This is a genomic window from Planotetraspora sp. A-T 1434 (assembly GCF_025420585.1).
Classification (GTDB): Bacteria; Actinomycetota; Actinomycetes; order Streptosporangiales; family Streptosporangiaceae; genus JAOEGB01.
The window spans coordinates 1-25152 of the sequence record NZ_JAOEGB010000005.1 but is presented as its reverse complement, the minus strand read 5'-3'; the positions used below and the strand labels follow the sequence as shown (position 1 = coordinate 25152).

The 25152-nt window shown below is 72.4% G+C and carries 23 protein-coding genes and 1 pseudogene; 8 read left to right on the top strand and 16 right to left on the bottom strand.

Annotation, left to right across the window (positions count from 1 at the left end; translation table 11 throughout):
• Positions 1 to 109 precede the first annotated feature (109 nt).
• The 11 genes from N5079_RS08220 to N5079_RS08170 all read right to left on the bottom strand — a co-directional run bounded on the left by N5079_RS08220 (position 110) and on the right by N5079_RS08170 (position 12266).
• Complete coding sequence (locus N5079_RS08220; RefSeq protein ID WP_261582990.1) at positions 110 to 1237, bottom strand: M20 family metallopeptidase; 1128 nt, start codon at positions 1235 to 1237, stop codon at positions 110 to 112.
• Positions 1234 to 2385: a Glu/Leu/Phe/Val family dehydrogenase gene (locus tag N5079_RS08215; protein WP_261582989.1), complete on the bottom strand. Its 1152-nt coding sequence runs from the start codon at positions 2383 to 2385 to the stop codon at positions 1234 to 1236. The genes N5079_RS08220 and N5079_RS08215 overlap by 4 nt, the downstream gene beginning before the upstream one ends.
• The gene (locus N5079_RS08210) at positions 2382 to 3980 is read right to left on the bottom strand and encodes a 5-guanidino-2-oxopentanoate decarboxylase (RefSeq protein ID WP_261582988.1); all 1599 of its coding nucleotides are present in this window, start codon (positions 3978 to 3980) and stop codon (positions 2382 to 2384) included. Before N5079_RS08210 ends, N5079_RS08215 begins: the two co-directional genes overlap by 4 nt.
• On the bottom strand, positions 3977 to 5995 hold the full coding sequence (locus N5079_RS08205) for an acetate--CoA ligase family protein (protein ID WP_261582987.1): 2019 nt from the start codon (positions 5993 to 5995) through the stop codon (positions 3977 to 3979). The genes N5079_RS08210 and N5079_RS08205 overlap by 4 nt, the downstream gene beginning before the upstream one ends.
• Positions 5992 to 7173 carry an acyl-CoA dehydrogenase family protein gene (locus N5079_RS08200; protein ID WP_261582986.1) on the bottom strand — a complete coding sequence of 394 codons (1182 nt, stop codon included), beginning with the start codon at positions 7171 to 7173 and terminating at the stop codon, positions 5992 to 5994. The genes N5079_RS08205 and N5079_RS08200 overlap by 4 nt, the downstream gene beginning before the upstream one ends.
• A gap of 13 nt (positions 7174 to 7186) precedes the next feature.
• Positions 7187 to 8194: an ABC transporter ATP-binding protein gene (locus tag N5079_RS08195; protein ID WP_261582985.1), complete on the bottom strand. Its 1008-nt coding sequence runs from the start codon at positions 8192 to 8194 to the stop codon at positions 7187 to 7189.
• On the bottom strand, positions 8191 to 9021 hold the full coding sequence (locus tag N5079_RS08190; RefSeq protein WP_261582984.1) for an ABC transporter permease: 831 nt from the start codon (positions 9019 to 9021) through the stop codon (positions 8191 to 8193). The genes N5079_RS08195 and N5079_RS08190 overlap by 4 nt, the downstream gene beginning before the upstream one ends.
• Positions 9018 to 9890 (bottom strand): ABC transporter permease, encoded by an 873-nt coding sequence (locus N5079_RS08185; protein ID WP_261582983.1) that lies wholly within the window; start codon positions 9888 to 9890, stop codon positions 9018 to 9020. The genes N5079_RS08190 and N5079_RS08185 overlap by 4 nt, the downstream gene beginning before the upstream one ends.
• A complete protein-coding gene (locus N5079_RS08180) occupies positions 9887 to 10933 on the bottom strand; it encodes an ABC transporter substrate-binding protein (protein WP_261582982.1) in 1047 nt (348 codons plus the stop codon). The genes N5079_RS08185 and N5079_RS08180 overlap by 4 nt, the downstream gene beginning before the upstream one ends.
• Positions 10934 to 11045: 112 nt before the next feature.
• Entirely contained in the window at positions 11046 to 11639 is a 594-nt protein-coding gene (locus N5079_RS08175) for a TetR/AcrR family transcriptional regulator (RefSeq protein WP_261582981.1), read from the bottom strand.
• 54 nt (positions 11640 to 11693) lie between these two features.
• A complete protein-coding gene (locus N5079_RS08170) occupies positions 11694 to 12266 on the bottom strand; it encodes a DoxX family protein (RefSeq protein ID WP_261582980.1) in 573 nt (190 codons plus the stop codon).
• 256 nt (positions 12267 to 12522) lie between these two features.
• On the opposite strand from N5079_RS08170, the gene N5079_RS08165 reads away from it, so the two are divergent.
• Entirely contained in the window at positions 12523 to 13758 is a 1236-nt protein-coding gene (locus N5079_RS08165; RefSeq protein ID WP_261582979.1) for a cytochrome P450, read from the top strand.
• 35 nt (positions 13759 to 13793) lie between these two features.
• A complete protein-coding gene (locus N5079_RS08160) occupies positions 13794 to 14930 on the top strand; it encodes an NAD(P)/FAD-dependent oxidoreductase (RefSeq protein ID WP_261582978.1) in 1137 nt (378 codons plus the stop codon).
• 75 nt (positions 14931 to 15005) lie between these two features.
• On the opposite strand, the gene N5079_RS08155 is transcribed toward N5079_RS08160, so the two are convergent.
• Both N5079_RS08155 and N5079_RS08150 read right to left on the bottom strand, forming a co-directional pair.
• On the bottom strand, positions 15006 to 16253 hold the full coding sequence (locus tag N5079_RS08155) for an aminotransferase class V-fold PLP-dependent enzyme (protein ID WP_315967797.1): 1248 nt from the start codon (positions 16251 to 16253) through the stop codon (positions 15006 to 15008).
• 26 nt (positions 16254 to 16279) lie between these two features.
• Positions 16280 to 17197, bottom strand: coding sequence for a LysR family transcriptional regulator (locus tag N5079_RS08150; RefSeq protein ID WP_261582977.1), 918 nt, complete (start codon positions 17195 to 17197; stop codon positions 16280 to 16282).
• Positions 17198 to 17313: 116 nt separating this feature from the next.
• Between N5079_RS08150 and N5079_RS08145 the strand changes: the two genes are divergently transcribed.
• Positions 17314 to 18603, top strand: a complete 1290-nt coding sequence (locus N5079_RS08145) for an MFS transporter (RefSeq protein ID WP_261582976.1) — start codon at positions 17314 to 17316, stop codon at positions 18601 to 18603.
• A gap of 3 nt (positions 18604 to 18606) precedes the next feature.
• On the opposite strand, the gene N5079_RS08140 is transcribed toward N5079_RS08145, so the two are convergent.
• Positions 18607 to 19725 (bottom strand): glycoside hydrolase family 88 protein, encoded by a 1119-nt coding sequence (locus N5079_RS08140; protein ID WP_261582975.1) that lies wholly within the window; start codon positions 19723 to 19725, stop codon positions 18607 to 18609.
• Between the two features lie 422 nt (positions 19726 to 20147).
• Here N5079_RS08140 and N5079_RS08135 point away from each other — a divergent pair, with 422 nt between their 5' ends.
• The 5 genes from N5079_RS08135 to N5079_RS08115 all read left to right on the top strand — a co-directional run bounded on the left by N5079_RS08135 (position 20148) and on the right by N5079_RS08115 (position 24205).
• Positions 20148 to 20393 carry a hypothetical protein gene (locus N5079_RS08135; protein ID WP_261582974.1) on the top strand — a complete coding sequence of 82 codons (246 nt, stop codon included), beginning with the start codon at positions 20148 to 20150 and terminating at the stop codon, positions 20391 to 20393.
• Between the two features lie 2 nt (positions 20394 to 20395).
• Positions 20396 to 21838, top strand: coding sequence for an acyl-CoA carboxylase subunit beta (locus N5079_RS08130; RefSeq protein WP_261582973.1), 1443 nt, complete (start codon positions 20396 to 20398; stop codon positions 21836 to 21838).
• Between the two features lie 68 nt (positions 21839 to 21906).
• Positions 21907 to 22665: a thioesterase II family protein gene (locus tag N5079_RS08125; protein WP_261582972.1), complete on the top strand. Its 759-nt coding sequence runs from the start codon at positions 21907 to 21909 to the stop codon at positions 22663 to 22665.
• Positions 22662 to 23504: a metallophosphoesterase family protein gene (locus tag N5079_RS08120; protein ID WP_261582971.1), complete on the top strand. Its 843-nt coding sequence runs from the start codon at positions 22662 to 22664 to the stop codon at positions 23502 to 23504. Before N5079_RS08125 ends, N5079_RS08120 begins: the two co-directional genes overlap by 4 nt.
• A complete protein-coding gene (locus N5079_RS08115; protein ID WP_261582970.1) occupies positions 23501 to 24205 on the top strand; it encodes a 4'-phosphopantetheinyl transferase in 705 nt (234 codons plus the stop codon). The genes N5079_RS08120 and N5079_RS08115 overlap by 4 nt, the downstream gene beginning before the upstream one ends.
• 76 nt (positions 24206 to 24281) lie before the next feature.
• Here N5079_RS08115 and N5079_RS08110 read toward each other — a convergent pair whose 3' ends face one another.
• Both N5079_RS08110 and N5079_RS08105 read right to left on the bottom strand, forming a co-directional pair.
• Entirely contained in the window at positions 24282 to 24632 is a 351-nt protein-coding gene (locus N5079_RS08110) for a hypothetical protein (protein WP_261582969.1), read from the bottom strand.
• Positions 24633 to 24937: 305 nt separating this feature from the next.
• Positions 24938 to 25152 (bottom strand): annotated as a pseudogene (locus tag N5079_RS08105) (hypothetical protein); the annotation flags it as partial.

Below are 25152 nucleotides of genomic sequence, written 5' to 3'. Positions count from 1 at the left end.
TGCGGTTTTCCGCCTTCGATGGCGAACTTGATGCGCGGAACGGGGATGATGGGCCGCACGTCACTCGCGGGGGTCCCGGAGGAGCCGCCCCTGTCGGCCCCCCGTAAGGTCACGCTCGCCCGGGGCCGGGCCCGGTCTCGGGGGCCGGGGCGGCCAGGTCCGCGACCGACCAGGCCAGGGCCCGCGCGGCCGCCAGCATGGCGCGCTCGGCCTCGGGCGTGCCGGCCGCCGCCGTGAAGCCGGGATGGTGGTTGGCCACCGCCCGCCCGATCGAGAAGATCGGGTGCAGGGCGGGCAGCACCTGCGAGACGTTGCCGAAGTCCGTGGACCCGAAGACCTCGCCGCGCGGCGGCAGCGGCCCCGGCCAGTTGTCCTCGTACCGCCGGGCCAGCTCCGCGTCCGACCGCAACTCGGCGTAGACCACGGCATCGGGCGAGACGGTCACCTGGGCGCCGGTCGCCAGCGCCCCGGCCTCGAAGCAGGCGCTCACCCGGTCCGTCAGGGCCGACAGCCGGGCGAGGTCGGGGGCGCGGACGTTGTAGACGGCCGAGGCGAGGTCGGGGACCACGTTCGGGGCCGACCCCGCCGCCGTGGTCACGCCGTGCACGAACTCGCCCGGCCCCATGTGCTGACGCAGCAGGCCGATGGCCACCTGGGCCACGGTCAGCGCGTCGGCGGCGTTCACCCCGTCGTGGGGGTTGAGCGCGGCGTGCGCCGCCCGGCCCTGATATCGCACGGTCAGCCCACCGCAGGCGACGAACCGCGGCCGCACGCAGTCGTAGGGCCCCGGATGCGCCATCAGCACGACGTCGCTCCCGTCGAACGCCCCGCGCGACAGCATCAGGACCTTGCCGCCGCCGGTCTCCTCGGCCGGGGTGCCGAGGACCCGCACGGTGATCCCGAGGTCGTCGGCGAGCGGCGCCAGGGCCAGTGCGGCGGCCACGGCGACTCCCGCGATCAGGTTGTGCCCGCAGGCGTGCCCGATGTCCGGCAGCGCGTCGTACTCGGCGCAGAGCGTGATCACCCGCTCGCCCGTGCCGTACGTCGCGAGGAGCGAGGTGGGCAGGGAGAACGCGCCGACGGACACGTCGAACCCGGCGTCGGCGAGCGGCTCCGCCGTCCACGCCGCCGCCCGGTGCTCCTCGAAGCCCAGCTCCGGATGGCCGTGGATGAGGCGGCTCAGCCGTACGGCGTGGGGGGCGGCGGCGTCGAGGCGGGCGGCCAGGGCGTCCTTCACGCGTACCTCGACGCGATCGCGGAGGCGTTCCGCTCGGCGAGGTCGAGCGCGGCGGCGCGCAGGGGGACTCCCCTTCCGGCGGCGTCGTCCCAGACCGTGCCGAGCAGGCGGCGCGTCGTCCGGGAGATCTTGGCGAACGACTCGGGGGCCGTCGGGGCGATGTCCCCGAAGACGACCCACCACCACCAGGCGTTCGTCATGACGTTGGCCAGGAAGTCCGGCACGACGGGGACGCCGCGGGCGAACAGGTCCGCCTCGGCCGAGGGCAGCGTCGGCATGTTGGCCCCCTCGACCACGACCCGGGCCCGCACGGGAGCCGCGTCGGGGAGCACGTAGGACATGGCGCACGGCACGAGGATGTCGGCGGGGACGTCGAGCCAGTCGCCGCCGGTCCGCGCGCCGGACGGCAGGCTGGAGCGGTCGATCACCCCGGAGCGGTCGCGGGCCGCGAGCATGGCCTCGACGTCGAGGCCCTCGGGATCGCTCACCAGACCAAGCCGGTCGGCCACGGCGACGACCCGCACGCCCGCCTGCGACAGGTAGCGCGCCGCCGCGCCGCCGATCGTGCCGAACCCCTGCACCACGGCGGTGGCGTCCTTGGCCTCGATGCCGAGCCGCTCCGCCGCCACGACGCAGGCGTCCGCCACTCCGAAGCCGCCCACCAGGTCGGCCAGCGGCACCCCGTCGACCATGACCGCGAACGCCTCGCGCAGCCGTTCCCGCGCCGCGTCGGCGTCGTCGAGCAGGGCGAACACGGGCTCGATCGTGGACGGCAGGCCGAGCTCGGCCATGAGCCGGTCGAGCAGGTCCTGGCTGAGGCCGAAGTCCTCGCCCGTGTTCCACTGGGCGCGCAGGACGGGCAGCACGGCGGTCAGGAACCGGCCCAGCACGGCGGGCGCCTCAGGGTCGTCCGAGCCGATGTCGATGCCGCCCTTGGCGCCGCCGAGCGGGATGTAGCGGTCGGCCGGGTCGTAGACCAGGGCCTCCTTGAGCGCCATGCCCCTGGCCAGCCCGGCGACCTCGTCGAGCGTGCAGCCCGCCCGGAGTCGCAACCCACCGCTCGCGATGCCGCGGACCAGGCTGTGGATCACCACGTAGCCCCGTCGCTCGGTGACCGGGTCGGTCCAGGTGATCTCCAGCAGGTTCACCGCACCTCCAAATTCATCGTCGGAACATGGATCAGGGTCGGGCGGTCCGCAGCGAACGCGTCCGTCACCGCGTCCGCGAGCTTCCCCGCCGTGGTGCGGACGCCCCGGCAGCCGAGGGCCTCCGCGAGCGCCGCGAAGTCGGGCGACGGCAGCTCGACCGCCTGGACGGGATCGCCGCGCCCGACCATCTCGTCGCGGATCTCGCCGTAGCCCCCGTTGTCCACGACGACCACGGGAAGCGGCAGGCCGAGCGACGCGGCCGCCGCGAGCTCGGCCACGGTGAACATCACGCCGCCGTCGCCGAGCAGCGCGAGGACCGGCGTGTCCGGGCTGCCGATCTTGGCGCCCACGGCCGCCGGCAGGCCGTAGCCGAGCGTGCCGTACCCCGTGGGGTAGAGGAACGCGCCGGGGCGGTAGGCGGGCAGGTTGGCCAGCGCGCCGTAATAGCAGACCATGGCGCTGTCGGCGGCCACGACGGCGTCCCGGGGCAGGGCGGAGGCCAGGGCGTCGACGATCTCCAGCCAGGCCCGGCCCTCGGCCCGGGACTCGGCCCGCTTGCGCCGCCGCCACTCCCCGCAGTCCTGTGCCTCGTCACGCGGGTCGAGCCGGTCGAACAGGCCCCGCAGGGCCAGGGCCGCGTCCCCGACGATCGCGATCTCCGGGGCCGCGTTCGTGACGATCTGCGCCGGGTCCACGTCGATCCGGACCAGCCGGCCCTCCAGGGGCAGGGGGCCGTTCCACAGGTCGGACGGCGCCAGCTCGCTGCCGACGACCAGGACGGCGTCGGCCTGTTCCACCAGGTCGGCGACGGCGCGCAGGTGGAGGCCCGCGCCGAGCGCCAGGGGGTGGTTGTCCCACAGCACGCCCTTGCCGTTGGCGGTCGTGGCCACGGGAGCGCCGAGCCGCTCGGCCACCGCGCGCAGCTCGCGCGAGGCGCCCCGCGCGCCGCCTCCCGCCAGGATCACCGGACGGCGCGCCGCCGCGAGCCGCCGCGCCGCCGCGTCCAGGTCCGCGTCCCTCGGGGTGGGTGTGGCGATGCCGAGCGGGCCCACGGGCGGAGCGGCGTCCAGCTCCTCCAGCACGTCCAGCGGGACCTCGATGTGGACCGGGCGGGGCCGTCCCGAGGTCATCGCGGCGAACGCCTGCGCCACCGCGACCGGGATCTCGGCCACGCTCGTGACCCGGTGGCTGTAGGCGGCGATCGCGTCCATCGCGGCCCGCTGGTCCTTGGTCTCGTGCAGCACGCCGCGTCCCCGGCCGGGGTTGCGCAGCGGCATCCCAGGCGACAGCAGCAGGACCGGCACCGAGTCGGAGTACGCCTGCCCGATCGCGGCGGCCGCGTTCAGCGTGGCGGGCCCGGAGGTGACCAGGCAGACGCCCGGCCGCCCGGTGAGCCTGGCGTAGCCGTCGGCGGCGTATCCGGCGCCCTGCTCGTGCCGCATGCCCACATGCCGCATGCCGTACGCCGGGAGGTGCCGGTAGATCGGCAGGTTGTGGGTGCCGGGGATGCCGAAGACCGTGTCGACGCCGTGCTCGGCCAGCGCCCGGGCCAGGGCCTCTCCGCCGGTCACCACGTCCTTCTTCGAATCGTTCATCGGGACACCACCAGCGCGTCCACGGCCAGGGCCCCGCCGGGGCCGACCCGCAAGGGATTGATCTCGCACTCCTCGATGCCTGGCCGCTGGGCGACCAGCCGCGAGACCGCGGCCACCACCGCCGCGGCGCCTTCCAGGGACACCGCCGGGCGTCCTCGCCAGCCGGTGAGCAGGGGCAGGATACGCAACCGCCGGAGCATGTCCATCGCCACCTCCTCCGTGACGGGGGCCAGCTCCACCGCGACGTCCCGGTAGACCTCGGCGTTGACGCCCCCCGCGCCCACCATGACGACGGGGCCGAAGGACGGGTCCCGCCGGGCGCCCACGATGAGCTCGGCCACGTGCGGCCGGTTGTCCATCTCCTCCAGGACGTACTCCCCGGCTCCCAGCCGGGCGGTCATCGCGCCGAGGGCTTCGGCGGCCTCGGCCGCCCCGGCCAGGCCCACGACGACTCCGGCCGCCTCGGTCTTGTGCTCCAGCCAGGCGGCCTTGAGCACGTACGGCGGGCGCAGGGGGGCGGCGAGCACGTCGTCGCGGTCGCGGACGGCGACCGCGGCGGGGTAGGCCACGCCGTACTCGCCGAGGAGCGCCCGCGCCGCCAGATAACCGCTGGGCGCGCCCTCTGTCACCTGCGGCGGGGTCCCCATGAGGCGCGGCGCGCGGAGGGCGAGCTCGGTGGCGAGGCCGAGCGACCGGCCGGCCGCGTCGATCGTGTGGTAGGTCGGCATGCCCTGCTCGCGCAGCGCCGTCACGGCGGGGTTGTCCAGGCCCATGGTGTGCACCACCACGGGGAGCCCGGCCGCCCGCCCGGCGTCGCCGAGCATCCCGATCACCCGGTGCTCGGCGGCGGCCAGGCTGGGGGCGTCCTGGCCGTACGAGCCGAAGTAGCCGGTCAGCAGCACGGCGTCCACCTCGCCGCTGGCGAGCAGCGTGGAGACGAGCGTCGCGTAGCTGGTCAGGTCGCGCTCGCCCGCCCCGGCGAGATCGACGGGGTTGCGGGCTCCCGCGCCCTCGGGGAGCGTGCGGCCGAGCGCGGCGACCGTGGCGTCCGAGAGCCGCGGGACCTCCAGCCCCGCCCGGGCCAGCGTGTCGGCGGCCAGGGCGCCCTGGCCGCCGCTGTCCCCCACGACCGCGACCCGCCTGCCGACGGGACGGGCTCCGTCGAGCAGCATCTGCGCGAGGTCCACCGCCTGCGCCGGCGTCTCGGCGAGGATCGCCCCGGCGGCCCGGCACGCGGCCTCCACCACGTCGGACGACGCGGTCAGCGCCCCGGTGTGGGAGCGCGCCGCGGCCCGGCTCGCCTCGCTCGCCCCGACGGTGAGGACCACGACCGGCTTGCCGCGCTCCCGCAGCGTCTGGAGCGTTCCCAGCAGGGCCCGGCCCGCTGTAGAGGACCCGCCGAAGCTCTCCAGATAGACGACCACGACCCTGGTGAGGTCGTGGGACGCCAGGTCGGCCAGGATCTCCGCCGCGGAGACGTCGGCCTGGTTTCCGACCGACACGAACCGGGAGACCCCGATGCCGGCCTCGCCCGCCAGACCGGCCAGCTCCAGCCCGAGCTGCCCGGACTGGGAGACGATGCCGAGCGAGCCGGGGGTGAAGTTGCCCCAGGCCAGCTCCAGCGCGGTCGCGGCGTCGTAGATGCCGAGGCAGTTGGGCCCGACGAGGCGCGCGCCCGCCGCCTGGACCCGGGCCGCCAGCCTGGCATCCTCGGTTCCGGCGGTGATGGCGAGAAAGCCCCGCACGCCGAGCTCCAGCCCCTCCCCCATGACCTGCTCGATCGAGGAGGGCGGCACGCAGAGCACGGCCAGCTCGGGCGTGTCCGGCAGGTCGCTCAGGCTGGGCCGGCTCGCGACGCCGTCCACGACCGCGCCCGACCGGCTCACCAGGTGGACCGTACGGCGGTGCGCCCCGCGGAGCGCTCCCCTGGCCAGCCAGTGACCCCACTTGGCCGGGTCGGCCGAGGCGCCGATCACCGCGACGGACCGCGGGTCGGCGAAGACCCCGAGACTCATGCGGACCCGGCCATTGAGCGGGCCAGCGAGCGGGAGATGATGAGCCGCTGGATGTCCGAGGTGCCCTCCTCGATCTCCTCCAGCTTGGCGTCCCGCATCCACTTCTCGACAAGGAACTCGCGGGAGTAGCCCCAGCCGCCGTGCGTCTGGACGGCTGCCCAGGTGCACCACATGGCGTTGTCCGAGGCCGTGAGCTTGGCGATCGCCGCCTCCTCCGTGGCGGGCTCGCCCGAGTCGTGCAGGGCGGCGGCGCGCATGGTGAGCAGGTGCGACGCGTCGACCTTGGCGGCCATCTCGGCGAGCCGGAACGCGACCGCCTGGTGCTCGATGATCGGCACGCCGAACTGGCGGCGCTCCCTGGCGTAGGCGAGGGCGGTGTCCAGCGCGGCCCGCGCGAGCCCGGTCGCCGCCGCGCCGATCAGGATGCGGGAGGCGTCGAAGGTCCGCATCATGCCGTAGAAGCCCTGACCCTCCTCGCCCAGCCGGTTCTCGGCGGGGACCCGGACCTGGTCGAGGACTACCTCGGCGCTGACGATCGCCCGCTGGCCCATCTTCGGGATCGGCCGCCCGACCGACAGGCCGGGGGTGTCGCGGTCGACGACGAAGGCGGTGACGCCGCGCGAGCGCAGGGAGGGGTCGACCGTCGCGAACACGACGAACCACTTGGCGTAGGGCGCGTTCGAGATCCACGTCTTGGTGCCGCTCAGCACGTACTCGTCGCCGTCTCGGACGGCCCGGGTCTGGAGGGCGGCGGCGTCCGAGCCGACGTCGGGCTCGGTCACCGCGAGCGCCGTCAGCGGCGGCTCCTCGCCGCACAGCGGGGTTAGCCAGCGCCGGCGCTGTTCCTCGGTGCCGAGCGCCTCCACCGGCCCGGCGAAGAACCCGTTCGAGGTCAGCAGGTTGCCGATGCCGATGTCGCCGTAGCACAGCTCCTCGGTCACCAGCGCCTGGGTCACCAGGTCGGTCACTCCTCCGCCGCCATACTCGGAGGGCAGCATGAACGAGGTGAAGCCCATCTTGGCCGCCCTCGCCCACAGGTCCAGGGGCGACTCGTGGTCGGCCTCGTCGACGTCGCGCGCCCTCGGGCGGATCTCGCGCATCGCGAACTCGCGGGCCAGCTCGACGAAGTCCAGCTGGTCGGACGTGAGCTGCAGGGCGTCACGGACGGGACGCGGCATGCGGTACTCCCTCTCATTCATCATCGGACACCACGACGGACGTCTCGGGATGCCAGTGCACGATCGCGGAATCCCCGGGCTTGGGGACGTGCGGCCCGCGCGCCGCCGTGCGGGCCACGACGCGCTGACCGGAGCGCAGCTCGACCTCGACCCGCAGGCCGCTGCCGAGATAGACGACCTCGCGGACGTCGCAGTCGTACGCCTCGTGGTCCTGGGGCAGGCTCTCGCCCTGCGGGAGGACCCCGAGGTGCTCGGGCCTTACGACCAGGACGGTGCCGGCGTCGCGGCCGGGGAAGAGGTTGGACTCGCCGAGGAACTCGGCGGTGTAGCGGCTGGAGGGCCGCTCGTACAGCTCCTCGGGGGTGCCGGCCTGCACGATCCGGCCGTCTCGCAGCAGCGCGATCCGGTCGGACATGGTGAGGGCCTCCTCCTGGTCGTGCGTCACGAAGACGAACGTGATGCCGAGCTCCCGGTGCAGTCTTTTCATCTCCAACTGCAACTGCTCGCGCAGCCGCTTGTCCAGCGCGCTGAGCGGCTCGTCCATGAGCAGCACCCGCGGCCGGAACACGATGGCCCTGGCCAGCGCGACCCGCTGCTGCTGCCCTCCGGACAGCTGCGCCGGGAGCCTCTTGGCCAGCGCCCCGAGCCCGACGACCTCGAGCGCCTGCTCGACGCGGGTGCGCAGCTCGTCGCCCCGCACGCGCCTGCGGCGCAGCGGGAAGGCCACGTTGTCCCACACCGTCATGTGCGGGAACAGCGCGTAGTGCTGGAACACCATGCCGAGGCCGCGCCGGTACGGCGGGACCTTGGTGATGTCCCGGCCGTCCACGGCCACGCTGCCCGAGGTCGGCTCGGTGAACCCGGCGATCACGCCGAGGAGGGTCGACTTGCCCGAGCCGCTCGCGCCGAGCAGGGTGACGAACTCGCCGCCCGGCACGTGCAGCGTCACGTCGTCGAGGGCGAGGGTGTCCCTGTAGCGCTTGACGACGCCCCGGACGTCGACCGATCCGCCGTCACTCAACTGCTTCTCCGTTCTTTCGCGCCGCCGGCTCTCACGCGGCGGGCCAGGCGGGCCAGCCCGGCCACGGCGAACAGGGCCAGCGTGACGAGCAACAACATGCTCGACACGGCCGCCACCGTCGGGTCGATGCGGACCCGCACGCCCGACCACATCTGGACGGGCAGGGTCGTGAAGTCGGGCCCGGACAGGAAGACGCTCGTGACCACCTCGTCGAAGGAGGTGACGAACGCGAACACCGCGCCGCTGAGGACGCTCGGCAGGATCACCGGCAGCGTCACCCGGGCGAACGTGACGATCGGCCCGGCGCCGAGGCTCATCGCCGCGTTCTCCAGCCGCCGGTCGAAGGACATCAGCGCCGACGACACCGTGATCACGACGTACGGCACGGCCAGCGCGGTGTGCACCAGCACGAAGCCGAGCAGCGTCTCGGTCAGCCCGAGGTCCAGGAAGACAGCGTAGACGGCCAGGCCGATGATGACGTACGGCACCAGCACGGGAGCCATCACCAGAGCGGAGACGAGGGCCTTCAGCGGGTAGCGGCCGCGGATCATGCCGAGCGCCGCGGCCGTGCCGAGGACGACGGCGCACAGGGTGACGAGCACGCCCACCTGAACGCTGGACACCAGGCTGGAGACCCAGGTCTCGTCTCCCAGGAAGTTCTCGTACCACCGCCACGACCACGCCTTGGGCGGGAACTCCAGGAACGCGCTGTCGGAGAACGACATCGGGATCACGATGAAGACCGGCAGCACGAGGTAGAGACCGGTGAGCACGGCAAGGGCCCCGAGGGACGCCCGCACGAGCCGCCTGCTCGCCATGCCGCTCATCGCGCGCCTCCGAGCAGCCGCCGGAGATCGACCAGACGCGACATCAGCATGAGCAGCCCGCCCGTGACCACCAGCAGGATGACCGCGAGCGCGGAGGCGAAGCCCCACCGCAGCACGCCGGAGAGCTGCTGCACGATGAGCTCGCCGATCATGATGTTCTTGGGGCCGCCGAGCAGCGCGGGCGTCACGTAGAAGCCGAGGCTGGAGACGAAGACCAGCAGGGCCGAGGCCGCGACGCCGGGCACGGCCAGCGGCGCGTAGATCCGCCAGAACGCGAACGCCGGGCGGGCGCCGAGGCCCTCGGCCGCCTGCAGCAGGCGGCGGTCGATGCCGCGCATGGCCGCGTACATCGGGAGCACCGCGAACGGCAGCATGACCTGGACCATGCCGATCAGCACGCCGGGCAGGTTCCGCAGCAGCGGCACGGGCGGGCCGGGGAGCAACTCGTTGACGACGCCGGTGTCGCGCAGGATCAGCACCCACGCGAAGGTGCGCACGAGCAGGCTCGTCCAGAACGGCACCAGCACCGCGAGCATGAGCACCCCCCGCCAGAACGGCGAGGCCAGCGTCATCAGGTAGGAGTAGGGGAAGCCGAGCAGCAGCGTGACGAGCGTGACCAGCCCGGCCGTGACGAACGTGTTGACCAGCACGTCGAGGTAGACCGGGGAGTGGAAGAACGCGAGGTAGTTCTCCACGCCGGGCTCGGGATCGGTGAAGCTGCGCAGCAGGACGGCCGTGAGCGGCCACACGAGCACCGCGAGCAGGAATCCCACCAGAGGCAGGACCAGCAGCCCCCACCGGTCGAGGCGCGGGAGTCCGCGCCGGACCGCCGGGGCCGCGGGTTCCGCGGTCGCCGCCTCGGCGGTCACTGGGCCATCCACTCGTTCAGCCGCTCGCTGACCTTGTCGTAGTTGTCGGCCCAGTACGAGTAGTCGATGATCGCGGCACGCTTCGGCGCGTTCTCCGGGCTCGTGGGGATCTCCTTGCGGACATCGGGGTTCACGTAGTCCAGCGCCGCGTCGCTGGCGGGGGCGTAGGCGCTGTGGTTGGTATAGATCGCCTGCGCCTTGGGGTTGTTGAGGAACCAGTTCAGCCACTGCTGGGCGAGGTCGGCCCGCTTGTATCCGGCGGGGATGACCAGCTGGTCGTAGGACAGCAGGTGCTGGTTCCACTCGTTGGCGACCGGCTTGCCCTCCTTGGCCGCCGCGAAGATCCGGCCGTTCCATGCCTGGATCAGCGGGGTCTCGCCGCTGGAGACGAGTTGCTGCTGCTGCTCGCCGGTCTCGTAGAAGACGATGTCCTTCTTGATCGTGTCGAGCTTGCGGAAGGCGCGGTCGATGTCGAGCGGGTACAGCTTGTCGGCCGGGACGCCGTCCGCGAGGAGCGCGGCCTCGAACATGGCCCCCGTGGCGTACTTCCAGAAGCCGCGCTTGCCGGGGAAGCGCTTGGTGTCGAAGAACTCGGCCCAGGTCTTCGGGTGGTTCTGGGCGCTGAACACCGTCGTGTTGTAGCCGATGGTGAAGGCGTACTGCAGGGTCGGCACCGCGCAGTCGCCCACGAGCTTCTGGTCGAGCTTCGACGTGTCGATCTTGGCTTTGTCGATCTTGAGCGCCCAGCCGCTCTTGCAGGCGGTGACGGCGAAGTTGGGCTCGACCTCGACGACGCCCCAGCTCACCTTCTTGGCCTCGACCTGCGCGCGGAACTTCGCGTAGTCGGTGGGGGAATCCTGCTTGATCTTGACGCCCTGCTCCTTGCCCCACGGCTCGACGTAGGCCGAGACCGCCTTCTGCTGGTCGTCGCCACCCCACATGACGACGGTGAGTTCCTTCGCGTCGCCGCCGGAACCGCCGCAGCCGGCCAGCGCGATCAGCGCGCACGCGGACACGGCCGCTCGTCCCCTACCTGCCCACATGCCGCCTCCATAATTGACTGGCGGGTCAGTTATTTATGGGAGTGTGGCGTGCGCCACTCGCGGCTGTCAACGGTTAAGGGCGACCGAATTAGGGTGAAACGGAAGGTTGCCGTCAGGCGGTTTCGAGCTCGCGGACGAACGCGTCGACGACGGCGCGCATGCGTCCGGCGGGCATGTTCCGCGAGCCGAGCATGACCTGGATGGCGAGCCCGTCGATCATGCCGATGAGCACGTTGGCGATGGTGACGGGATCGCCTCCGTGGAGCTGGCCCCGGTCCTGGCCGTCGCGGACGATCCCCGCGACGACCCGGCGCCAGTCGCCGTACACGCGTTCGTTGAGCTCCTGCAGGTCCGGGTCGCGCAGGGCCTCTCCCCACAGCTCGATCCAGACCCGCCAGGCCTGCCGGGTCTCCGCGTCCTCCGGCAGGTAGGAGCCGAGAAAGGCGCGGAGCCGCTCACGGGGATCCTCATGGGCGGTCAGGATGGGCCGCCGCCGCTCGATCGAGCACTCGAAGTTGAACTCGAACGCGGCGTTGACGAGGTCGCGCTTGGTGGCGAAGTAGTAATGCACCGTGCCGTGGCTCATGCCGGCCTCCTTGGCCACGTCGGCGACCCGGAGCGAGCGGAGCCCCTTGTCGGCGATGACCGCGCACGCGCCCCGCAGGATCTGCTCCCGGCGCTCGACCTCCACACTGGGACGCGGCATGTCCGGCTCCTCCCCTGTGGCTGGCCCCCGTGCGATTTTCGACCGGCCAGCCAGTTATTCTGGCAGATCTTCGCGCCGCCCGGAGGACGAGCCCCCGGCCGATCCGCTCACCGGCACCGCGGCTCCCCGCTCCGGCAGCCCCTCCGGCGAGCCGGCGTCGGGCAGGCTCTCCGGAGACCCCGCACCAGGCATGCCCGAACCGGACGGCCCCGCCGTGGCGGCCGCGCGCCGCCGCCAGAGGCCATCGACGGCGAGGGCCCCGCCGCCACTGAAGGCGAGCATGACACACGCCCCCGCCAGCGCCAGGACGTACTCGTAACCGCCGCCCTGGTTGCTGAACCCGTGGGAGCCGTGCACGAACACGATCGCGCCGACCATGGTGAGCGCGAGCAGGCCGCCGAACAGCGGCAGCGCCGCGCCGACGATGAGGGCGGGCCCTCCCACCAGTTCCAGGATCGCGATCCCTGGCCCGGCGACCCCGGCCGCCGGGATCCCGGCGGCCTGGAAGTGCGCCGACACCCCCGGCAGCCCGGTGCTGGTGACCTTCGTCCAGCCGTGGACGATGAAGATCACCCCAACGATGACCCGGCCCACCAGCACCGAGACACCCCGCGCCTGATCGAGCATGACGACTCCCCCGAAATCGTGTGTGGCGGCATGACCCCGAGTGGCCATACCGAGTTCAATACCGACAGCCATGCCGCACTGACCTGCTTGTGACCTGCGAGAACATGGCGAATCCATTGAACGTGCCGGAGCCGCCGGTCCCCCGCGCGAAACGCCGTAGGGGTGGCCGATCACCGAAAACCGGCCCTGAGACACCCGTCGCGCGGGGCTGCCGTTTCGTACAGCATGGAGAGATCTTCGAAACGGAGGCGATGCCATGGATCGCGCACCCGAGGATCAGGCGCGGCGGGACGCCCTGCGCCGCGACCCCTACCCCGCCTACGCGAGAGCGCGGGAGACGCCGGGGCTGACGTTCGTCCCCGAGCTCGACGCCTGGCTGGTCAGCCGCGACGCCGACGTCCGTGAGGTGCTGCGCAGGCCGGAGGACTTCTCCTCGGCGAACGCGCTGCCGATCGAGATCCCCCCGGCGCCGGCCGTGCTGGCCGAGCTGTCCGCGGGCATCGGCGGCTTCCCCACCGTGGTGACCTCGGACGGCGAGGCGCACCAGCGGTACCGGGCGCCGCTCACACGCGGCCTGTCCCCCTCCCGCGTGGCCGCCGCGATCCCGTTCGTCACCGAGCGCGCCGAGGCGCTCGTCGAGTCGTTCGCGTCCGAGGGCCGGGTCGAGCTGATGGGCGCGTACGCCAGGAGGCTGCCGGGCGAGGTCATCGGCCACCTGCTCGGCCTGGCGACCGGCGACGTGCCCACCGCGATCGACGCCGGTTACCGCGCGGAGGAGCTGCTGTTCCGCCCGCTCGGCGCGGAAGAGCAAATCGCGGCGGCCCGTGACGTGGTGGCCCTGCAGCACATGATCGACGGATACGTCCGGCGGCGCGCGGCGGACCCGCGCGACGACCTGACCGGCGAGATGGTGCGGGGGCTCGCCCCCGGCTCGCCCGAGCCGTCCCGGGAGCTGAGCATGGACCAGCGGCGGGAGCTGGTGTCGAACCTCCAGAACCTGCTTCTCGCCGGGCATCTGACGACCACCGCCCTGATCGGGACGGCCGTGCTCCACCTGCTGCGCGACCGGGCGCAGTGGGAGCTGCTCTGCGAGCGTCCCGGCCTCATCCCGGCCGCCGTGGAGGAGGCCGCCCGGTTCGACGCTGCGGTTCAGGCGTTCCGCCGCGTGACCACCCGCCCCGTCGCGCTCGCCGGGACCGACCTCCCCCAGGGCACCACCGTCCTGGTCGCGTACGGCTCGGCCAACCGCGACGGGCGGCGGCACGAGCGGCCCGACGAGTTCGACATCACCCGGCAGCCGTCCCGGCATGTGGCGTTCGGGCACGGGGTCCACGCCTGCCCCGGCGCGCAGCTCGCCCGCGAGCAGGTGCGGATCACGCTGGAGGTCCTCACGCGGCGGCTGCCGGGCCTGCGCCTCGACACAGCGCAGCCGGTCGTCATGCTGCCCACGCTCATCCACCGCTCTCCGGAGACCCTGCCACTGGTCTGGTAGGGACCGGCCAAATCAAAGATTGGGACGATTCAGGCATGCACTCGACACCCGCGTCCGGGGACCATCGCGCCGTCGTGATCGGGAGCGGCATCGTCGGAGCGAGCGCCGCCTACCACCTGAGCCTCCGGGGCGTCGCCGTGACCGTCGTCGACGGAGCGGACACCGGGCAGGCGACCGGCGCCGGAGCCGGGATCATCTGCCCGTGGGTCGACCACGAGGGAGCCGACGACTGGTACCGGCTGGCGCTCGAGGGCGCCCGCTACTACCCGCCGCTCCTGGAACTGCTGGGCGCGGACGGCGAGCACGACGTCAGCCACGCCCGCGTCGGCGCGCTGCTCGTGGCCGACGACCCGGCCGAGCTGGCCCCGGTGGAGACGCTGCTGAAGAGCAGGCGGGCGGCCGCGCCCGATATGGGGACGATCTCCCCGGTCGACCGGCCCGCCGAGCTGTTCCCGCCGCTCCGCCCCGACGTGGCCGCCCTCCACCTCGACGGTCCCGCCCGGGTCGACGGGCGCGTGGTCCGCGACGCCCTGCTGCGCGCCGCCGTACGGCACGGCACGCGAGTGCTCTCGGGTACGGCCGCCTTCACGCCCCCGGGCGGGCTGCTGGTCGACGACTCGCCGCTCGGCGCGGACGTGGTCGTGGTGGCGGCCGGGGCGTGGACGGGCGAGCTGTGCCGCCCGCTCGGGCTCGAGGTGCCGGTCGTGCCCCGGCGCGGCCAGATCGCGCACGCCGAGCTGGCTGGGGCCGAGACCGCGGGCTGGCCGATCGTGCTGCCCCGGCGCGGGCCGTACCTGCTGGGTTTCCCGGGGTCGCGGGTGGTGCTCGGAGCGACCGTGGAGGACGCCGGGTTCGACGCGCGGGTGACGGCCGGCGGCCTCGGCGAGGTGCTGGCGACCGGCGTGGCGCTCGCCCCCGGCCTGGCCTCCGCCGCCCTGGTCGAGACGCGGGTGGGCTTCCGTCCCGTGACCGCGGACGGCCTGCCGCTGATCGGCCACCTCGCCGACAGGGTGGTCGTCGCCACGGGACTCAGCGCGTACGGCCTGACCGCCGGGCCGTACACGGGCCTGATCGCCGCTCGGCTGGCTCTCGGGGAGACGCCGCCTCTGGACGCCGGGCCGTTCTTCCCAAACCGCGGGGGGACGCCGGAGGCGACGGGGCCGCCTGCGTGACGCTGAGCGAGATGCTGCCCGGCCGGACGACCTGTGGCTGACCGGTGAGGACGGCGCCCGGACCTCCGAGATCCGCTACGCGGTCTTCGGGAGCGCGGCGCAGAGCCGGTCCAGCTCGTCCTCGGTGTTGTAGTAGTGGACCGAGGCGCGCACCAGTGAGGGCAGCCCCCGCGACTCGAAGTCCCAGCGCGCGGAGGAGGCGCTGGAGACCGACACGTTGATTCCCTCGGCGGCGAGCCGCCCGGCGATCTCCTGGCTGTCGTGACCGGCGACCGTGAACGTGACGATCCCGCACCGCCGCGCTCCCGTGTCGTGGACGGTCACGCCGGGCAGCGCGGCGAGCCGCCGCCGCAGCTCCTCACCGAGCCCGGTGACACGCTCCTCGATGGAGTCCAGGCCCAGGTCGAGGGCGTAGTCCGCGGCCACCCCGAGGCCGATCTTGCCGGCCTGGTAGGTCTCCCAGTTTTCGAAGCGCCGCGCGTCGTCCCTGATGCTGTAGGAGTCCGCGGAGTCCCAGGTGGCGGAGTGCATGTCCAGGAAGGGCGGCTCCAGGCTCCGCAGGACGCGGCGGGAGCAGTAGAGGAACCCGGTGCCGCGCGGGCCGCGGAGAAACTTGCGCCCGGTCGCGGAAAGCAGGTCGCAGCCGATCTCGCCCACGTCGACGCGCAGCTGGCCGACCGACTGGCAGGCGTCCAGCAGATAGGTCACCCCGGCCTCGCGGGCGACCTTCCCGATCTCGGCGGCCGGGTTGACGAGGCCGCCCTGGGTCGGCACGTGGGTCACGGCGATCAGCTTCACCGTCTCGTCCAGCATCCGCCGCAGCGCGTCGACGGATAACTGGCCCGTCTCGTCGTCGGGCACGACGTCGACCCGCACGCCGTGGCGGCGGGCGATCTGCAGGAACGGGATGACGTTGCTGGCGTACTCGGCACGGGCCGTGAGGATGCGGTCTCCCGGCCGCCACGGCAGGGAGTAGAAGGCCATGTCCCACGCGACGGTGGCGTTCTCCACCACGGCGATCTCGTCGCGGCCGGCGCCGATCAGGCGGGCGAGCGCGTCGTAGGCGTGCTCGATCAGGTCGCGCCGCGCGGCGGCCGCCTCGTATCCCCCCATCCGCTCTTCCAGCCGGAGGTGCTCCACGACGGCATCGGTGACCTGGCGGGGCGGCAGCGAGGAGCCCGCGTTGTTGAAGTGGGCGACGTGTTCGCATCCGGCCGTGTCGGCCCGCACCCGCTCGACGTCGATCCCCGCGCCCGCCGCCACGCCCACCCCTCCCACGCCCAGCCCTCCCACGCCCAGCCCTCCCACGCCCAGCCCTCCCACGTCCAAATCCAAGTCGCACCGGGCGTCTATTGTGCCGCGTATTGTCCTGCTGCTGCCGTCATGACCACATGATGGTCCACCCCTTCCAGCAGCGCGCGGACGGCCGCACTCGGCCGCCTCGTCGAGGAGGTCGCCACGCACAGCGACCACGTCAGCGTGGCGTCGGAGGTCCAGAGCACGGCGAGGCCCGGATCCTGGGGCGCGATGAAGTCCGGCAGGAAGGCCACACCGAGGCCGTGCCGTACGAACCCGGACGCGCTGGCGAGGTCAGTGACCTCCAGCGTCACGCGGCGCTCCAACCCGGCCATGGCGAACGCGCGGTCCACCACGGTGCGGTTGCCGTAGCCGGGCGGGAAGTCGATGAACTCCTCCTCGGCCAGCCGGGCGAGCGGCACGTCCCGCTCCCCGGCGAGGGGGTGGTCGGCGCGCACCACGAGCACGACCGGGACCGACGCGAGCTCCCGTACGGTCAGGCCGGCGGGCCGCGGGCCGGGGAGCGACAGGAACGCCACGTCGAGCTCACCCACGGCGAGGGCCTGGGCGAGCCCGGACGAGCCGCTGGGGGCGACGCGCAGGCGAATCGTCACCCCAGGATGGTCGGCGTGGAAACGGCCGAGCATCCCGGGCAGGTCGACGATGCCGGCCGAGGTCATCGTCCCGATGGAGATCGTGCCGCGCAGGCCACCGTCCGCGACCTGGACCGCCTCGCGGGCTGCCCGCGCCGCGTCAAGGGTGGCGCGGGCCTCGGGCAGGAGGGCCGCGCCGGCGTCCGAGAGCGCCACCCGCTGGGAGGTGCGGTCGAACAGCGTGACGCCCAATTCCCGCTCCAAGGAGCGGATGGCCGCCGACACCCCGGACTGCACGACGTGCAGTCGCCGGGACGCCCGGGTGAAGTTCAGCTCCTCCGCTACCGCAACGAAATACTCCAGATGGCGCAGCTCCATAGGCCCGATTATCACCGATGACGATTGAGGCCAGCACGAACGGTCGTTGGACGTGATCGGTCTCCGGGGATCACGCTGGGACTGAAGAAATCTGCGCCACCACGATCGGATCAGTCGTGCCTCCTGTTTCCCCCGCCGCCTCCCCCACTGTCTCCCCCGCTGTCTCCCCCGCTGTCTCCCTCGCCGCCGGTCCGCCGGACTCCCGCCGGGCGCGCGCCTCCCATCGCACCGGCTTCTGGTTCGCCGCCGTGGCGTTCACCGCGCAGATGGGGTTCGGCACGGCCCCCACTCCCCTGTGGCCGCTCTACGGCGCCCGCGACGGCTTCGGCCCGACGACCGGCACGGTGGCCTTCGCGCTGCTCGTCGTCGGCGCGGCGGCGAGCTTCCTCGGCCTGGGACACCTGTCGGACCGCCACGGGCGGCGCCGCGTCATCGTGCCGGCCCTGCTGACGGCCATCCTCGCCGCGCTCGTGCTGATCGCCTGGCCGGACCTGCCCGGCCTGCTCGCCGGACGGCTGCTGACCGGTGTGGGAGTCGGCCTGATGGCGTCCACCGCGACGACCTACCTGTCCGACCTGTACGGCAGGGCCAACCCGCGCGAGGAGGGGCGGCCGGTCTCTCCCGTGCCGGGGATCGTCGCGACCGCCGCCAACCTGGGCGGCTTGGCTCTCGGCCCCCTGGTGGCCGGGATCATCGCCCAGTGGGCGCCCCAGCCGTTGGTCCTCACCCAGGTGGCCTTCGCCGCCGCCATGGCCGTCTCCCTGGTACTGGTGCTGGCCAGTCCGGAGACCGTGGACGCCGGGGCGCGGAACCTCGCCCGGCCCGCCCGGTTCCTCGTTCGGCCGGGAGGTGGCGGCGTCTTCGCCGCCGCCGGTGGTCTGGGGTTCGCCGTGTTCGCGGGGTTCGCCCTGGTCGCGTCGCTCGGGGCCGTGATGATCCGGGGCCGGCTCGGCATAACGTCGCCGTTCGTGAGCGGCTTCGCGGGGTTTCTGATGTTCGGCGCCGCCGCGGCGGCACAGATCTCCATGGGCCGGGCCCCGACTCGCCGGATCCTGGCGGCCGGCACGGCTCTCTTCCCCCTCGGCCTGGCCCTGATCGCCGTCTCGCTCTCCCACCCCGCCCTGTGGCTGTACCTGGTCTCGACGGCCGTGACCGGCGCGGGCGGGGGGCTGCTGTTCAAGGGCGGCGTCGGCCACGCCTCCTGGGTAGCCGTCCCCGCCTCGCGGGCGGGTGTGCTGGCGGTGTTCTTCGTCGTCGCCTACGTCGGGATGGGCCTGCCGGTCATCCTGTTCAGCGTCGTAGCCGATCACGTAGGTCTCCAGCCCACGCTGATCGGTTTCGCCGCGCTGCTGTCGGCGGGCGCCGCCCTGTGCGTCGTGACGGTACGGCGCGGCGCCCGCGACTGAACATCAGACGGCGAGGGCGGCGACCTCCGTGCCGGCCAGGAGGAAGGCGCCCACCCCGTAGGAGTAGGTGCTCGTGGCCGACCAGGGATAGTTGTCGCTCGGCTTCGCGCCCGGTCCCTGGACGTAACCGAGCAGGCCGTCACTGCGCAGCGCGATGGACACCAGGCCCTGCCAGGCCCGCTCCACCACGGGCAGGTAGGTTGCGGCGTCCAGCAGCCCGCGGTTGATCCCGTAGGCCAGGCCGTACGTGAAGAAGGCGGTGCCGCTGGTCTCGGGGCCGGCGTAGTTGACCGGGTCGGTCAGGCTGGCGTTCCAGAAGCCGTCCGCGCGCTGGAGCGGCTTGAGCGCCGCCGCCATGCTCTTCAGGTTGTCGGCGTACTCGCTGTAGTGGGCCGCGGTGGACGGGAGGGCGGCGAGGACCTTGGCGTGGGCGGCGATAGACCAGCCGTTGCCCCGCGACCAGTAGGTCGAACTGCGGACGTAGTTGTTGTCACGCCACCACAGGCGCTGGTTCGGGTTCCAGAGCCCGGTGCGCTTGCTGGTCTGCGACTTGGTGTAGGTGTAGCTGGAGTACAGGTAGTCGAGGTGCTGCGTGCTGTTCTTCAGGACGCCGAGCCGGGCGAAGACCGGCATGGCCATGTGCAGCGCGTCCACCCACCACCAGTAGTCGGTTCTGCCGCTGGCGATCTGGGCGCTGATCCGGCTGACGGTCGCGTCGATGAACTGCGGCTGCGGGTCCAGCGCGTACAGGTCCAGGTAGACCTGCCCGGCCGCCTCGTGGTCGGCGTGGAACGGCGCGGTGCTGCTGTCCGCCATCAGCTGGTAGTTGTGGAACTCGGCCCACGCCTTGCTGAAGTCGCGGTACTTCGCGTCCTGGGTCAGCTTGAAGAGCGCCATGTTTCCGCTGTGGAACGTAGCGTTTTGCCAGTTGTTGTCGTTGTTGTACTGAGGCGTCCGGGTCAGCCAGTAGTCGGCGGCCCGGCGGGTGTCGGCGATCACCTGCGTCCTCGACAGGCTGGTGGTGCGGGCCGCCGCGGCGGTCGCTCGTCCTCCGAGGACCGCGGCTCCAGCGACCAGGCCGGTGGTCGCGAGGAAACCGCGTCGCGTGGGTCGGATGCTCAATGTGCTCAGTCTCCTAGTGGTGCTCGTTCTCTCCAGGAGTGCCCCGGCTCCCAAAGTGCACGGTGGTCACGATCGATAGATAGGATCCTTAACAAATAGAGAGATCGTCAAGGGGGCGGTTCCCGGCGGTCGTCAGCCCTAAAGGTCGGACCACTTGACATCGGAACGGTCGCGGCCACCGGTCGTCGGCGCCGCCACCCCCGGAGGGGGCAAATACCCTCTAAATCGGTAGGCATTGTTGACAATCCCCGCTGTGGCCCTTCAATTTGTTCTATGGGCACATATCGTCTCGGGAACGGGCGGCGTCGTACGGGAGCCGCGCTGTCCGTGCTGACCAACCCGGAGCGCGAGATCGCGCCCTCGGCCGCAAGACGACTGTTTTGAAGGTGAGCCACGCCTTCCACTCGCCCCAGACTGACGGGATGCCGGACGCCTTCCACGCCGTCGCGCAGACCGTCACCGCCCTCGCCACCCAGACCCTGCCGACCGGCCGTTCCACCATCGCCACCCGGCCACGCCACCGGCCACAAGCCCCCACCCCCCTCAGCGTCGTCACCGGCGCCCACGCCCACGGCCTGACCTCGGCACCCAGGCGGCGGACCGGCTCGGCGCTGCGGGTGAAGCACCTGCGCACGCACCTGACCGGCGACATCCAGAACGGGAGCTGACGATGACCCCGACCACCCCCACGATCACGACGACACCGGCCCGGGAGCCGGAGGAGGCCGATCACCGCTCGCCTCTGGTACGGCTCTCGCAGCTCCTCGACGAAGGCACCCTGGTCGCCCTGCACGTGCCGGACGGCAGCGGCGTCACCGCCGTGCGCGGCCGGATCGGCGGCGAGCGGGTGGTGGCCTACTGCACCGACGCGACCTCCATGGGAGGGGCGCTCGGCGCGCGGGGCAGCCTCCACATCGTGGAGGCCATCGACCTGGCGGTCCGGCGGCGCTGCCCGGTGGTCGGCCTGTGGCACTCGGGCGGGGCGCGACTGGCGGACGGCGTGGAGTCGATGGACGGCGTCGGCAGGATGTTCGCCGCCATGATCCGCGCCTCGGGCCGGATCCCGCAGATCTCCGTCGTTCTCGGCCCGGCCGCGGGCGCGGCGGCCTACGGGCCCGCGCTCACCGACGTCGTGATCATGTCCGAGGCCGGGCGGGTCTTCGTCACCGGACCCGACGTGGTGCGTGCGGTGACGGGCGAGCAGATCGACATGGAGGGCCTGGGCGGGGCCGAGGTGCACTCCCGGAAGTCCGGGGTCGTCCACGTGGTGACGGCCACGGAGGCCGAGGCGTACCTGCGGGCCCGCCGCATCACCGGCCTGCTGGCCCGCCAGGGGTCGTTCGACCTCGCCGCCTGCCGGGACGACGATCCGGACATCCGCACATTGCTTCCCGAGCAGCCGCGACGCGCCTACGACGTGCGGCCGCTGATCCGCCGGGTCCTCGACCCGGGGGGCGACGCGTTCGAGGAGTTCCAGCCGAAGTGGGCGCCGAACATGGTGATCGGGCTGGGGCGGCTCGCCGGCCGGTCCGTCGGGGTGCTGGCGAACAACCCACTGCGCAAGGGCGGCTGCCTCGACTCCCTCAGCGCCGAGAAGGCGGCCCGTTTCGTCCGGATGTGCGACTCATTCGGAGTTCCGCTGCTCGTGATCGTGGACGTCCCGGGATATCTGCCCGGCGTCGGCCAGGAGTGGGACGGTGTCGTACGGCGAGGCGCCAAGCTGCTGCACGCGTTCGGTGAGGCGGTCGTGCCCCGGGTCACACTCGTCACCCGCAAGTCGTACGGCGGGGCGTACATCGCCATGAACTCCCGGTCGCTGGGCGCGACGACGGTCCTGGCGTGGCCGGAGGCCGAGGTCGCGGTGATGGCCGCGGAGGCGGCGGTCGGGGTGCTGCACCGCAAGAAGCTGGCGGCGGCTCCCGAGGAGGAACGCGAGACGTTGCGGGCGGCGCTGATCGAGGAGCATCGGCGGCTCGCGGGCGGCGTCGGGCGCGGGCTGGCGCTCGGCGTCATCGACGAGGTCATCGATCCCCCGTCCACCCGGCGACGGCTGGTGGAGGCCTTCCACTCCGCTCCGCCGGCGCGCGGGATCCATGGCAACATCCCGCTCTGAGTGGGCAGTAGTCGTACCGGACCGTCAGCCCGGACGGTCAACGTCAGCACGAGCAGGAGGAACCCGCGGTGACCACGCTTGCCGACGTCTGGATCCGGCGCTTCCACCCCGCGCGGGAGGGCGCGGCGCGGCTGGTGTGCTTTCCGCACGCCGGAGGATCGGCCAGCGCCTACTACTCCCTGTCGGCCGCGCTGTCGCCCCACGTGGAGGTGCTGGCACTCCAGTATCCGGGCCGCCAGGACCGCCGCAAGGAACCACTGGTCACGGACCTCGCGACGCTGTGCGGCCAGGCGGCGGAGGCCCTGCGGCATCTCTCACCCTCAGGGCCTGACGCGTCTCAGGGGTTGCCTGTGGCGTTCTTCGGGCACAGCATGGGAGCGATCGTGGCGTTCGAGATCGCCCGGCGGTTCGACGGCGTGACGGCGCTGTTCGCCTCCGGGAGGCGGGCGCCGTCCAGGACGCGGCACGAGGACGTTCACCTGCGGGCCGACGCCCAGGTGATGAAGGAGCTCAACGCGCTGCAGGGCACCGAGAGCGCCGTGCTGATGGATGAGGAGATGCTGGAGTTGATCCTGCCGGCTGTGCGCGCCGACTACACGGCGATCGAGACCTACAGGTACGCCGAGGGGCCGGGACTCACCTGCCCCATCGTCGCCCTCGTGGGCGACGCCGACCCGCTCACCACGCTCGAGGAGGCGCGCGCCTGGCGGGAGCACACGACCGGCCCGTTCGACCTGCGCGTCTTCCCCGGCGGCCACTTCTTCCTGGGCGACCACGAGACCGCCGTCAGGGACGTGATCCGCACGTCTCTCCGGGCCGGTTCATGAGCACGCTGTACGGCATCAGCGACCTGCACGTCGGCTACCGGGAGAACCGCGAGATCGTCTCCAAGCTGGAGCCCGACGAGGCCGGCGACTGGCTGATCGTCGCGGGCGACGTCGCGGAGACGCCGGCCGCCGTCGAGTGGGCGCTCGGCACCCTCGCGGAGCGCTACGCGAAGGTCATCTGGTCGCCCGGCAACCACGAGCTGTGGACCACGGCGGACGACCCGGTGCGCCTGCGCGGCGTGGCGCGGTACGAGCATCTCGTGCGGATCTGCCGCGATCTGGGCGTGGCGACGCCCGAGGATCCCTACCCGGTATGGGACGGACCGGACGGGCCGGTCGCCGTCGCCCCGCTGTTCCTCCTGTACGACTACAGCTTCCTTCCGCAGGGCAGCTCCACGAAGGAGGAGGGCCTGGAGTACGCGCACGGCACGGGGATCGTGTGCTCGGACGAGTTCGTCCTGCACCCGGACCCGTACCCGTCCCGGGAGGCGTGGTGCGAGGCGAGAGTCGCGCAGACCGAGCGTCGCCTCGCCGCCCTCGAAATGCCCACCGTGCTGGTCAACCACTATCCCCTCGTACGCGAGCCGACGCGGATCCTCCGTCACCCCGAGTTCGCCATGTGGTGCGGCACCGAGCGCACCGCCGACTGGCACATTCGCTTCCGCGCGGCGGCGGTCGTCTACGGGCACCTGCACATCCCGAGGACGACGTGGCACGACGGCGTCCGGTTCGAGGAGGTGTCCCTCGGCTACCCCAGGGAGTGGCGCATCCGCCAGGCCGGGCCGTCCAAGCCGCGTGCCGTACTGTCCCCTCGCCGGGACGCCCGGGGCGAGGCGTGATCGAGAAGATCCTTCCGTCCTGGGTGGTGACGGCGGAGGAGTTCGGCGACGTGCCGGACGCGACGCTGTTCCCCGAAGAGGAGGAGTTGATCGCGAACGCGGTGGCGGTCCGGCGCGGGGAGTTCGTCACCGGGCGGCACTGCGCGCGGCGGGCCCTGGCCCGCCTCGGGGTGTCTCCGGGGCCGATCCCGCGGGGCGAGCGCGGAGCGCCGCTTTGGCCTCCGGGCACGATCGGCAGCATCACGCACTGCGCCGGTTATCGCGCGGCCGCCGTCGCGGCGGAGCGGGACGCGGCCACTTTGGGCATCGACGCGGAGCCCCACGGGCCGCTGCCGTCCGGCGTGCTGGAGGCGATCGCCCGCCCCGAGGAGATCGTCGCCCTGCGCCTGCTCCAAAACGCGGAGCCGGGGGTGTGCTGGGACAGGATCCTGTTCAGCGCCAAGGAGTCGGTCTACAAGGCGTGGTTCCCGGTCACGGGGCGGTGGCTCGAGTTCTCCGAGGCATCGGTGGACATCGGCACCTCGGGCCGGTTCACCGCCCGGCTCCTGGTGACCGACGCCCGCATGGGCACGGACCTGCTCGCCGGCCGCTGGCTGGTCGCCGACGGACTGCTCGCCACCGCCATCGCCCGTGCCCGCCAAGACGTGGATCCAGACGGGCGGCGGCGTCCCCCTCAGTCAGGGGCCGGCCCGCTGACGTGAGGGCCGGCGCCTCGCCTTGGGCTCTCTTCCTTGCGCCGTCGCAGCGGTTGGGGGTTCGTTGCGCCGTCGCCAGTGGTCAGGCGTGCGTCCGGGCGGCCAGCCAGGAAAGGAGCTCCTCGGCGGTGGCTCCGCCGTTCGTGTGGGTCGTCTGGTGGGGCTCCTGTCCCGGTCCCTCGCGCCGTTCGATTTCATAGGTGTCGTCTTCGCGTAGTGACACCGAGACAGACCAAGGCGGGTCATCGCCGTCCGGTTGAACCGCCATAAACGTATTGTCGGTATGGTTTAATTCGCTGATCAATACGACGAGCGCCTCCGGCGAGGGATCGTCGAGATGGTAGCCGTCGTCGGTGTCGGCGCAATAATGCTGAGCGGCCATGACCGCCCCTTTCTCGTCTGCTGACCAGCGGAATCTCGGCATGTCCAGCATGGCAGGTCCCTCGGCACCCGCGCCGGGTGTCACAACTTTTTGTGGCACCCAAACGTAAATTCACGGCCCGCGCGCTCCTTGTGGGGTACGGCTTACGGCGATTTGGATTAATTCGAACCATTAAGGCACCGGGCTATCTCTCAACACTTAATCGCAGTGTTTCCTGCCGCCACGCCCGCGCAGTAAGACCCACACTGCAAGACTGGGGCAGCGCGTCCGGGCGACGGAACCTGCTGCCCAGTGCCCGGTCCGTCCGGAAGTTCGGCACGACGGACAGGACGCAGCGCCCGGCATCGGGCGAGGCATCAGAAGGGCGGCACATCGAGCGTGGTGTCATCAGGCGGGGGTTGGTCGGCATACGGCGGCTGTTCGCCCGATAGCTGTCCGGCCGACGGCTGTCCGGCGGGCGTCGGCTGCGGTGCTCCCTCCTCCATCCAGACCGGTGCGTGTTCGAACGTGCTGGGCAGCGGGAGATCAGCATCAAGCTCCGCCGGCGGAGTGGCCGGGGTAGTGGGAGTGC